General features: G+C 48.0%; 10 protein-coding genes. 2 read left to right on the top strand and 8 right to left on the bottom strand.

Annotated features, from left to right (window positions below):
- Window positions 1-181: hypothetical protein (locus F557_RS23170; protein ID WP_211209608.1), on the top strand; the 181-nt coding region annotated here is incomplete at its 5' end.
- Between the two features lie 134 nt (window positions 182-315).
- Here F557_RS23170 and F557_RS0117880 read toward each other — a convergent pair.
- From F557_RS0117880 to amrS, 3 genes are all read right to left on the bottom strand, one after another.
- Window positions 316-3,489 (bottom strand): DEAD/DEAH box helicase, encoded by a 3,174-nt coding sequence (locus F557_RS0117880; RefSeq protein ID WP_019003572.1) that lies wholly within the window; start codon window positions 3,487-3,489, stop codon window positions 316-318.
- 142 nt (window positions 3,490-3,631) lie between these two features.
- The gene (locus F557_RS0117875; RefSeq protein WP_019003571.1) at window positions 3,632-3,850 is read right to left on the bottom strand and encodes a YdbC family protein; all 219 of its coding nucleotides are present in this window, start codon (window positions 3,848-3,850) and stop codon (window positions 3,632-3,634) included.
- A 652-nt stretch (window positions 3,851-4,502) separates the two neighbouring features.
- Window positions 4,503-5,357: an AmmeMemoRadiSam system radical SAM enzyme gene (amrS, locus tag F557_RS0117865; RefSeq protein WP_019003569.1), complete on the bottom strand. Its 855-nt coding sequence runs from the start codon at window positions 5,355-5,357 to the stop codon at window positions 4,503-4,505.
- Window positions 5,358-5,655: 298 nt separating this feature from the next.
- On the opposite strand from amrS, the gene F557_RS0117855 reads away from it, so the two are divergent.
- Window positions 5,656-6,645, top strand: coding sequence for a hypothetical protein (locus tag F557_RS0117855; protein WP_019003567.1), 990 nt, complete (start codon window positions 5,656-5,658; stop codon window positions 6,643-6,645).
- 107 nt (window positions 6,646-6,752) lie between these two features.
- Here F557_RS0117855 and F557_RS0117850 read toward each other — a convergent pair whose 3' ends face one another.
- The 5 genes from F557_RS0117850 to F557_RS20765 all read right to left on the bottom strand — a co-directional run.
- On the bottom strand, window positions 6,753-7,190 hold the full coding sequence (locus F557_RS0117850; protein WP_019003566.1) for a lysozyme inhibitor LprI family protein: 438 nt from the start codon (window positions 7,188-7,190) through the stop codon (window positions 6,753-6,755).
- A 208-nt stretch (window positions 7,191-7,398) separates the two neighbouring features.
- On the bottom strand, window positions 7,399-8,481 hold the full coding sequence (locus F557_RS0117840) for an AAA family ATPase (protein WP_019003564.1): 1,083 nt from the start codon (window positions 8,479-8,481) through the stop codon (window positions 7,399-7,401).
- On the bottom strand, window positions 8,482-9,258 hold the full coding sequence (gene pnuC, locus F557_RS0117835; protein ID WP_019003563.1) for a nicotinamide riboside transporter PnuC: 777 nt from the start codon (window positions 9,256-9,258) through the stop codon (window positions 8,482-8,484).
- 158 nt (window positions 9,259-9,416) lie between these two features.
- The gene (locus F557_RS0117830) at window positions 9,417-10,154 is read right to left on the bottom strand and encodes a hypothetical protein (protein ID WP_157617964.1); all 738 of its coding nucleotides are present in this window, start codon (window positions 10,152-10,154) and stop codon (window positions 9,417-9,419) included.
- A gap of 228 nt (window positions 10,155-10,382) precedes the next feature.
- The coding region (locus tag F557_RS20765; protein WP_044143846.1) for a BspA family leucine-rich repeat surface protein at window positions 10,383-10,539 on the bottom strand (157 nt) is incomplete at its 5' end.

The following is a 10,539-nucleotide window of genomic DNA, read 5'->3' as shown; positions in this document are numbered from 1 at the left end:
ACATAGGGATGGTCAGCAAAGTTTTGGTTTTGGCAGCACTATCAACAAAGGCCGAAGAAACTACTTGACCCCACCGCCATTTACACATAGGAATAAAGACATCAGAATAAGACAACAAGAAGATCGAAAAGGGGCGGAGAGACCTTCCCGGGAAATGTGCTATGGATATAGGAAAATATAGAAAGGGAAATGCCACAAAAGCACTGGGTACTTTTACGAAAAAGCAACGGAGCTGATTCCCGAACAGAATAGAACACAATCAGGGAAAAGGCGCAAAACCGCCCTTTGCATTCTCTTTTCACTATCTCCAGTCTTCTATCCCACCATCAGCTTGCTGGTGGTCTTCAGGAACTTCGGAGGCACTGGTTCTTCGAGTCTCCAAATTACGTTCATGGGACGGCTTCCTGTATGTGAAGCGTAGTGTGCTTTACCTAAAAATGTATAGTTTTCGGTAAATGTAGTCGCCACTCTGCTGGATTTGGCATTCCTGACAAACAGGAGCACGGTATTGCCCTGCTTCTCTTGATTGATATATCTCTGTCCCGTCGCAGATTCAGCTGATGTCGTGCTCTGACTCTGCCAATGAAAAAGGTTCTCGTTAATTGAATAATCCTGATACCTGGTTGACGGGGAATATTCCTTTTCTGATTTATTTAATGTTATCAGAAAAACATCAGTCTTAAACTTTGAAAAATACTTTACTCCTTCTCGCATGTTATGAGGAGCAAAATCATCCATAGCAACTAAAATCTGATCTCTGGAGTAGGAGCAATGTAAATCCAAAGGAATATTATAATCAAGAACTGACTTATCAACAAAATCTATACGATTGAGATTATACCGTAACAATTCATTAATTTCACTCAATACAATATCATTATTTACCAGCTCTAAAATTTTATTTTTGACATTCCCTTTAGTAAAATCATCCTGTTTTAAATCCCACAATGTATAACAGAACATTCTGAACATTCTGTTTTCAGAAAGACTCATACTATCTAACAAACTTAAATCCGAAGACAATCCAGAAAACAGCTTCAGCAAAAAATAAATCCATCTTCTTGAATTTATTCCCGCAATCTTAAACCAGCATTTACCTTCCAGTAATTGATTAGAAAACTCCTGTTTCTGTGCTAAAGCCGCCAATCGTGAAAACGACTCTTTTTGCTTATAGAAAAGCTTGGGACTCATATGATAATAGTCAAGGAAATTTGTAAGGGTAAGCTTCTGACCGGAATCCATCTCAAAACTGGCAATTCTTGAAACCATCCCTTTAGCACTGCTGTATGATTGTCTAATATTGTTAAGCACATACTCCGCAGCAACCTTTTCAAGCTTGATATAACATCCCTTGGGAACTGAGGAAAAACCATTCTTAAGCTCAGCGCTAATTCCATTTCTGGTTCTGGTAAGCAGCGCCAGAAACTTATCTTCAAAGTTATATCTCTGATTAGCCTGACCAATAAAATCAAGAACTGTCAAACAGTCCTTATTCTCGGCAAGACGTAGGCCGCGCCCCAGCTGTTGTAAAAAAACTGTCAGAGATTCTGTCGGTCGCAAAAACATAATGGTATTAACTTCCGGTATATCAACACCTTCGTTATAGATATCAACTACAAAAATAAATGTTATTTTTCCACTCTGTAATAAACATTTTGCATTAGTTCTGGTATCTGTTTCACTATTACCGGTTAAACACAGGGACGGAATTCCGTGCTGGGAAAAAAAATCTGCCATAAATTGAGCATGCTGCACAGAAACACAAAACCCCAACCCCTTAACTCGGGGCAAATCTTCGGCATAATATTTAAGGCTACTTAAAATAGATTCGGCCCGGCGATTGGCAATTTCAGTGTTTAAGGAAAAAACATTTGATAGTTCTTGTTTATCATAGCCACCGGAAGTCCATTTTATTTTACTCAAATCTACATCATCGGTTACTCCGAAATACTGAAAAGGACAAAGCAAGCCCTTTGCGATAGCTTCAGGAAGTCTAATTTCAGCGGCAATCCGATTATTGAAATATTTCAAAATATCACCGCCATCCATACGTTCTGGAGTGGCTGTCAGACCAAGCAAAATATGCGGGGTAAAATAATTTAGCATTTTCTGATATGACGGTGCCGCAGCATGATGAAATTCGTCAACCACAATATAATCGTAGTAGTCAGCGGTGATATATTCGGTCAGTTTTTTAGAATTCAAACTTTGAATTGAAACAAAAAGGTGGTCCAGAGACTCTGGTAGACTCGGTCCCACTAAAAGCCCACCAAAATTCGCATCTCTCAATACGGCTCTGAAGGTCCCCATACTCTGGCGAAGGATCTCCTCTCGATGTGCTATAAAGAGAAGCCTCGGCCGCCCAACAGTCCCCCTTTTCCGACAATAATTCCGGTAATCCAATGCGGATATCACTGTTTTTCCGGTACCTGTCGCAGCCACCACAAGATTCCGATAAAACCCCCGCACTTCTCTTTCCGCTTCCAGCTTATCCAGAATTTCCTGCTGATAGTAATAGGGTTTGACATCAAAGCTGTAGATAGCTTCCGAAAGCTTGTCATTACTGGAGGAACGCTCAGCTCTGAGAGCCTGGCTCAGCTTTTCCGTATCACCGTTTGAATAGGTTTCAAAAATTTCCGAGTTCCAGTAAATCTCAAAGGTTTCCTGAATCTTGGCAAAAGTTTCCGGAAGCTCCTTCAGGGTAATCTTTAAATTCCATTCCAATCCGCTGGTGACTGCCTTTGAGGTCAGATTTGAGGAACCAACATAGGCGGTGGAGAATCCGCTATTACGGTAAAAGATGTACGACTTCGCATGGAGCCCGATATTTCTGGTTTCATAACAGATCTTTATTTCAGTGTTGGACAAAGCGACCAGAGCTTCTATAGCTTTTGTCTCGGTAACACCCATGTAGGAGGTAGTGATGATTCTGAGCTTTCCGCCCTTTTCCGTGAAAGAGCGGAGTTGTTCAATTATTAAACGGATTCCGGTCCATTTGATAAAGGAGACTATCATGTCTATTCTGTCTGAGGATCCGATTTCCTTCTGGAGTTCGGTAAACATCTGCGGTTCATTGGCAGCACCGGTGAAAAGGCTGGATTCCACTAGTGAAGTTAGAGGTCTTACCTCCTCAATATCATTGATGGCCGCAACATTATTTTCTTTATCCCGGACTGAAAGAAGCTGCTCTGCTTTAGGGATTTCTGCATCCTCACTGTTATCTTTACCCACATAATAGTCATCAATGACAGGATTCTCAGTCTCTTTTCGGATTTCCTGAATTATACTGTTCGTAAGATGAATTCTATCCTTTAATCCGCCTTTACAGTTTCTAAATCCCAGCTCCGCAACCTGAGCTACATACCGGGACAGAATCCTCGAAGAATCCTCTTCATCAATCTCTTTTGTTTTGACGATCTGCCGGCCATTATCCAGTTCTTTTTCAATAAGGTGGTTAATAAGCTCTTCATATAAACCATTTTCCAGCATATTTTTTAAGACCTCTGACCGTAAAACAAGCAGAAACAGGAATGAAACCGGCAGTGATAGCGCTAAAAAAGGGGAGCCCCGGACTTAGCTAATCCTCCCCCCCCCGAATTGTACAGACAGTGCACGCAGAAACCCCGCAGTATCAGGAAATCTTCCCCAAAACATCCCGGAGATTCTTTACTTCTTCCTCAGTCAGAGTCCCCCCCTTTCCCATCTTTTCATGCTCCGGAGCCCAATCTCTGATGTCATATTTCGGAGCGGCATCATTCCAGGAGATGAGGTTTACCTCCTTGCGCCAGCCCTTCTTGTTTTCTGAAAGTACACCAATATGCTCCTTTATCTCGTATTTGATATCAGCCATAAAAACTCCCTGCAAAAATCAGCTTTCCCGAAAAAAAAAAACTGTCTCCGAAACTCCTTCTGCCGGAAAAAATTCCGAATTCAGAGTGCCATATCAGGATAAACACCCCGTGAAAATATCCCATAACAAAGACTCTGTAAAGAATATCCGTTTCAATAACACGAAAACAAAGTGCTCTGTCACAAAATATTTAATAATACAAATACTTTTAAACACCAGCTAACAGACACCGCCCCTGGCCCCCTTCAGTCTGATATTGCGTCACCCAATTTTCCGCTGCATTCCAGGCCCTTTTTCCGTCGAACCGGATCTGATCTGAAAAAACGCTATTGAAGACAATACCGGGAATTAATGTCGGGAATAAATACCAGAAATAAATGCCAGAAAAGCGGCTCCTGTTTTACATGGTAATGGCATGCTGAATAATCCCCTGCATCTTCAATGGAAACGCACAGCCCCTCTAAAAACTATCCTTTCAGAAACAGGGCAATATTTCATTTTCTGACGGATTCCCATATGAGAACACCATCCCTCTCAGAAAATTGCAGTCCTGGGCATTTACATCGATTTCGACTTTTAAAGACGGATTTTTCTCAGAAAGTCCCGTTGCTATCCTGGTTCTGCGTGCTTCGGTTACGGCTTTCCCGGAAAATCAGCAGTTCCCGGTATAAACATAATCAAGATTCTTCCGGGCAACTTCCGCCAGCCGGTAAACAGCTGCCACCTCCGTGGCCTTTCTGTCTATCATCCGGAAGCGCGGAAAAAACCTGGTAACATGGAGGGGAATGCTTTTCCCGATAACCTGGCCGGAGGCATCCCTGAGACCGGACACCCATGCCGAGAGCTCCTCCATTTCTGTCTCGGAATCATTCTCGCCGGGTATTATCAGCGTGGTGAGCTCCACATGGCAGACGGTTACTGCCCGGGAAATAAAATCCCTGACCATTGCCAGGTCTCCGCCCATGAGCCGGCGGTAGCAGCGGGCATCAAAGCTTTTGAGATCAATGTTCATCGCGTCAATGTAGGGCAGAAGCTCATCCAGAACCTCCAGGGATGCCGTGCCATTGGTCACCATCACATTCAGCATGCCGGCTTCATGCACCAGCTTTGCCGTATCTCTGACATACTCATAGCCCACCAGGGGTTCGTTGTAGGTATAGGCAACTCCGATATTCCCCCTGGCACGCAGCTTTTCTGCCGCAATTACCAGCTCCTCGGGAGGAACGATTCTGGAAAAATTTCCGCTTAGAGCCTCCTCCGACCAGGAAATCTCAAAGTTCTGGCAGAAGGGACAGCGGAGATTGCAGCCATAGCTTCCTGCCGAAAGAATCATGCTGCCGGGATGAAAGCGATGAAGCGGCTTCTTTTCAATCGGATCCAGAGCTAATCCGGTGATTCTGCCATAGGACAGGGAGACAGACCTTCCATCCCTGAAAGTCCGGACTCCGCAGACTCCGGTTTTTCCTTCTTCAAGGTCGCAGTGCCTGAAGCAAACCCCGCATCTCATCCTGATACTCCTCTCCAGAAGCCCTTTCTCCGGGCAAATCTCCCCAAAAAATTATACCGGAAGAGAAACCGCCTCTTTCTTGCCGCTTCCAAATATGGAAGCCATCCCTCAAAAATTGCACTGCGGCAGCAGGATATCCCGAACCTTACAATAACCCCCGGACAGAATAGTCCTCTCCGGTTTAATGTCCGGGGCGGAGAGACTTTTGACGCATTCCGGATATTCGCGCGGAAACGGCATACGCAAAGTCTGAAATCAGGTAAAATCATCGTGTCCCGACAAACACAGGAAGCAAAGCATGATCAGAAGACACCGCGGCATAATTACCCGCAAGGCCGTACCGGGAAATCCCGGAACCATTTTTGACGGACACGCGGCCTCCTTCTACCGGGATTCCCCGCAGGTGCAAAACTTCATGGAAGGAGATCTCTGCGACTATACGGTTGACATCACCGCTGAAGGCCGGGAGGCGGTGCATATTCTGCCTCCCGCAGGAAGAGGCCCCAACAGTCCGGAGGCCCGGGCCTTCGCCGGACTTCCGCCGCTTCCCGGTGAAGGCGAACCGGAAACCGCCGCCCCTAAAGGCAGCACCGCCGCAGCCTCCTCTGATGCGGCCTCCGGATCCCAAGAATCCTCCGGCATGCATCCTGTATTCCGGGAATTCCGCAGCATCCTTATTTCCCGGGATACTGACATCCGGGAGTTCGAGAACCAGTTTTCAGGAAACCGCCGGCTGTTCCTCAGTATTCCGTACCACTTTTCCTGCTCACCCATGATGCCCTGTTCCCGCAGCATGGTGGAACGGCACCTCCTGTCCCTGGCGGAAAGCATGGGCTTCAATGCGGTGCTGTCAAACGGCTTTTCCGGGCCGGGGCACCATAACCGGAAGCCGCTGCCCACCCTTCCGGAAATGTACGGTGCCCCAGAATCTGACAGCATTGCCGCAGAACTGGAATGGATTCCGGAGGAGGAGGGAGAAGGAGAAAATGCCGGCGACGACGATGACAGCGTCTCAAAAATCCGGGTATATCACATAGATGCGGTTCTGGCATATTTTGCAGAAATTGCGGAATACACGGACGATGCTGTTCTGGCCCAGGAAAGAAACAGCAGGTTCTTCCGGAAAAGAAATCTGATTCTGGAGGCCTTTAATAAGCACCGGGCAGTAAAGGCCACCGGCCAGAAAGCAGTTCTGGTCATTGCCATCATCGGGATCACTCTCGTAATCCTCTTCCTGTGGCAGCTCTGGAAAGGCGGGAACTATCTCATGTATCAGCTATTCGGATAGCTTCCGGAGCAATTTTTCCGGAGGGGCAAATGGGGCATAAAATCCATAAGCAGCATGAACAGCCTGCCCGGATTTCACCCCCTGATCATATCTCCGGATATCACTTCTCAGTCCTCAAATCCGGATACCTGAAGATAATCAGCCTGCTTTTTGGTCTCCTCGGCAACAAAACCGGCGGAATTAATCTGATCAATACTGCCCAGATTGACCTGATACAGGTATTCCGCCATCAGATCCCGATATTTGATCCAGGCTCTCTCGGCCTCCCTGAGTTTCTTCTTGCAAAGATCCACGCCGCTGCTTCCCGTGATCTCTCTCCGGGTCTCGCAGTTTTTCATAGCGGCCTTGTAGTTGGCATTCAGCTTGCGGTCGTAATGCCTTCTGGCCAGGTCTGTACAGTCAATGATATCGGTATTGGATTCGGCCATATCCATGCATTTTTTGTATCCGACAACCTCCTGCCTGAAAGCAGTATCGGAATCCGCCAGAGCGGAAGAACAAAAAAGAACTGCTGACAGCAGCACGGCAATTCCGGAAAATTTCATAGGAACCTCTTGATACTTATGATAGGACAGGAAAAAACATGAACCGCCCGAAAAAACACCGGTCGCATCTGAATGACAGGCAGTATTTCAGGAACACCGCCCGCGCGAGACCTGTTAAGCCCTGGCGGAATCCTGCCCTTTAGGATTATACACCGGCCGGAGCAATCAGAATACCGGTTCCGCCTCCGCCCCGGTCTCCAAAGTGACACTAGCAAGAAGCCAGCATCCTGCTAACCAGAGAAACGGCTCTGTCGAACCTGCTGTTATAGTCTCCGCTTATCACTTCAAAATTAAAACCGCGTGCGGAGTAAAGCTCCTTTATCATGTCACTGTACTTCCTGCGGTCGGCGGCAATAACCTCGCTGCGATCTCCGTCCTGCACCCACTCCACATCCGGCTCCAGAAAAAGAATCAGGTCATAGCTGTTCAGAACGGCGATGGCATCTGCCAGAAGGCGGTTTCCGGCTGCTGTTCCCGCAGTTTCTGTACCGCCAGCCCCGGAAGCTGCTCCGGCAATGTCTCCGGATCTTTCCTCATCGCCCAGAAAATCCATGAAAAAGCGGGTTATCAGACAGTCTGTATCAATAAACAGCACCTTATTGGCCTGTTCCGCCAGCAGAAGCTCCCGGTTCTTGTGCTCCAGAAGAATCCGGGTAAAATCCTCCGGCAGCATCCAGACATCGGTGCCGGACAGTTCCGAAAGTTCCCGCCCCACCTCCTCGAGATAAACCGTCCGGTAATAGTGAGCAAGATTGATGGTCAGGGTGGATTTTCCGGAGCTTTCCCCGCCGATTATCAGCACCTTTTTCACATACCAGGCTCTTACCGCCTGCGGCATCCAGTCCCAGTGGCCGAAAACATCACTCCTGATAGCGGTGGAGTTATAGCGGTTCCGCGGAAACACCACAAAATCTGCTTCCTCGTAGCAGGTATTCCAGAAGCTGGTCTCATCATAATCACTGCCGCAGAACACCGCATCCAGAGGCTTTCCGATCTGCTTCCTGATTTTCCGGGCATCCTCCAGCCAGAGATCCTCCGTGTAGTCCTCCTTTCGGGTCAGCCGGTCCTCCAGGGGGATAATTTTCACATTTCCAAGATGACGGGTAAGGCTGTGCACCCATCTTATCTTCACTCTGAGCGGCACATCGGATTCATGATTTCTCCAGGAAATGACAATAAAAAGCTCCCGGCAGAGTCCCGCCGCCCTGATAATGCATTCCAGATGCCCGAGATGCAGGGGGTTAAAGCAGCCGCCGTACATCCCGGTGCCGTACTTTTTTCCGTTTGTCATTTAAAGGCCCTCCTGATGCTCCTCTGCCGTGTCAGATCCGCTCTTCTCCAGGAAGCCGGATCTCCTGCCGGAATCACGGGAACCGGGCTCCGGCCGCACTGAATTCCGGTACCAGCAGACAAACATAATGACCGCATTTGCCAGAAAAACACACCACATCAGAAGAACCGCGATGCTGGCTCCTGCCCCGGAAAGCGCGGAAACCCACATGATTACGGACACGATATCAACAAAAATCCAGATCGCCCACTGTTCCGCGAATCTCTTTATCATAAGAATCTGGGCGATCACCGACAGTACCGTGGTCATACTGTCCGCAAAAGGCAGGCTGCCGCCAATAAGATCCAGAAACCAGCCATATCCGGCCACGGCAAGAATGCAGACAAGAAGAAGCCAGAGAGACTGCCGGAGAGTCATTCTTTTCATAATGACGGCACCGGCGGCGGTGTTCATGTTGCGGCTCCAGAGAATCCAGCCCAGAATATTGGTGGGAAAATAGTAAAGCAGATTCAGCATGACATCGCCGTAATACCCAGCCAGCCAGGCCATATACGCATAGAGGATAGTGTTCACGGTTCCGAACAGGTAGCTTGACAGCTTTCCCATGCCGCAGAGAATCACACAGATTACTCCGGAAACCGCTGCGATAATGCCTGCGGGAGAATCCCCCTGATACAGGGAAACTCCCAGAATGACCACAACGGAAAACACCATCCACAGAGCCTGCCAGGCCTTCCATCCGGAAAACTCTCTCTTCAGCGCGGCACCTATATCCATCAAATTACTCCCTCCGGACTAAATACACCGGCATGCGCCGAAGCCCCATTCGCATACCTGTCTTTTCTGCATATCAGAGAGAGAACGGCACATAGACAGCCGGGGCCATAACAAATCCCTGTTTCGGCTGTTTTACAGGGAAATGGGCTCACCTGTATTTAGCATAAAATCTGCTGCTTTAGGGCAATCCGTCTGTGCACATCGGCCCAGGGCGCAAGCTCAGCGTAATTTTCATCCCTGATTTCAATATACGGACAGGTATAGTAGTCGTCGTCGCATTCAGCCAGCTGGCGGCCTTTACGGATCAGGCTGATCGGAGTCTCATCACCAGGCAGTTCAGTTCCGAGCCGGTCATAGGTATCCCTGTCAATCTGACGCAGTTCATAAAAACCTCTCCAGCTGCGCTCAGCCGTATAGATTTTTCTTCCTTCATCCCGGCACGCTTTCCACCCGGTTCCCTTCTTGAAGTAGATACCGGCCTTTTTACCGCCGGAACCCAAAGACCGTCTGCCATTTTTCATGCAGAACCGCCCGGCCATCCTGACAAACTGATCCAGCCACTGAAACACGATCTGATCCTCAGGCTTGCCTGAAATTTTCCATAGTGCCGGATCCCGGGCTCTCTTAAGGAGCTGCTGAAGCCAGGCGGCATCATTCTGCATGCATGACGCATCCCACGGCATTTCATCAATATCGAAGGAAACTGTCCCCGGCGCATATCCGTTCACATATTTCCTTTCCTCAAAAAATTCTGTCAGAGCCAGCTGCGATGCCGTCATTTCCTCTGCAAGGGCACAGTCAATAAGAAGCTGCAAAAAGGAGTCCGTTCCCTGGTTTGACATAGAGAGACTATCTCCGGCAGTACCATCGTCTTTCATTCCTATTATATTAGCCATGGCATTCCTTCCCCGGACAGGGGGGGGCAGAAACAGCCTTTAAACAGCCGTCTGTACCGCCTGCGGGGAAAAGTGCCCCATCCCCTCACCGTCAGTTTGCAGGAAAACCCCGCAGGCAGCCGGAACCCTCCCATAAAGACCACACAGGGATTATGCCAGTTTTTAAGGAAACACACAATTTACATGTGCACACGATGCATATGGCGGCAGAATAGCATGGGAAGCATCCTATTTTCTGATGACATAAGTGAAGTTTTTTCCCCTGTAAAACATTTTACTCATATCGGTAACCCGAGAGGTATTCCAGTTCCCAATAGGCTGGTTGAAGCTTTCTGCTTCAGCAAACATGGCATGCATATCGGTAACCTGAGAGGTATCCCAGTTT

Origin of the sequence: Succinimonas amylolytica DSM 2873 (genome assembly GCF_000378405.1) — a bacterium.
Classification (GTDB): Bacteria; Pseudomonadota; Gammaproteobacteria; order Enterobacterales; family Succinivibrionaceae; genus Succinimonas; species Succinimonas amylolytica.
The sequence above is the reverse complement of the archived record's forward strand: the minus strand, read 5'-3'. Positions and strand labels throughout refer to the sequence as shown.

What these genes read in the sequence shown, in the direction of transcription:
- pnuC (WP_019003563.1), bottom strand. Translation starts at nt 9,258, where the DNA reads ATGGATATAGGTGCCGCGCTGAAGAGAGAGTTTTCCGGATGGAAGGCC.
- F557_RS0117830 (WP_157617964.1), bottom strand. Translation starts at nt 10,154, where the DNA reads ATGGCTAATATAATAGGAATGAAAGACGATGGTACTGCCGGAGATAGT.
- F557_RS0117880 (WP_019003572.1), bottom strand. Translation starts at nt 3,489, where the DNA reads ATGCTGGAAAATGGTTTATATGAAGAGCTTATTAACCACCTTATTGAA.
- F557_RS0117875 (WP_019003571.1), bottom strand. Translation starts at nt 3,850, where the DNA reads ATGGCTGATATCAAATACGAGATAAAGGAGCATATTGGTGTACTTTCA.
- F557_RS0117855 (WP_019003567.1), top strand. Translation starts at nt 5,656, where the DNA reads ATGATCAGAAGACACCGCGGCATAATTACCCGCAAGGCCGTACCGGGA.
- F557_RS0117840 (WP_019003564.1), bottom strand. Translation starts at nt 8,481, where the DNA reads ATGACAAACGGAAAAAAGTACGGCACCGGGATGTACGGCGGCTGCTTT.
- amrS (WP_019003569.1), bottom strand. Translation starts at nt 5,357, where the DNA reads ATGAGATGCGGGGTTTGCTTCAGGCACTGCGACCTTGAAGAAGGAAAA.
- F557_RS0117850 (WP_019003566.1), bottom strand. Translation starts at nt 7,190, where the DNA reads ATGAAATTTTCCGGAATTGCCGTGCTGCTGTCAGCAGTTCTTTTTTGT.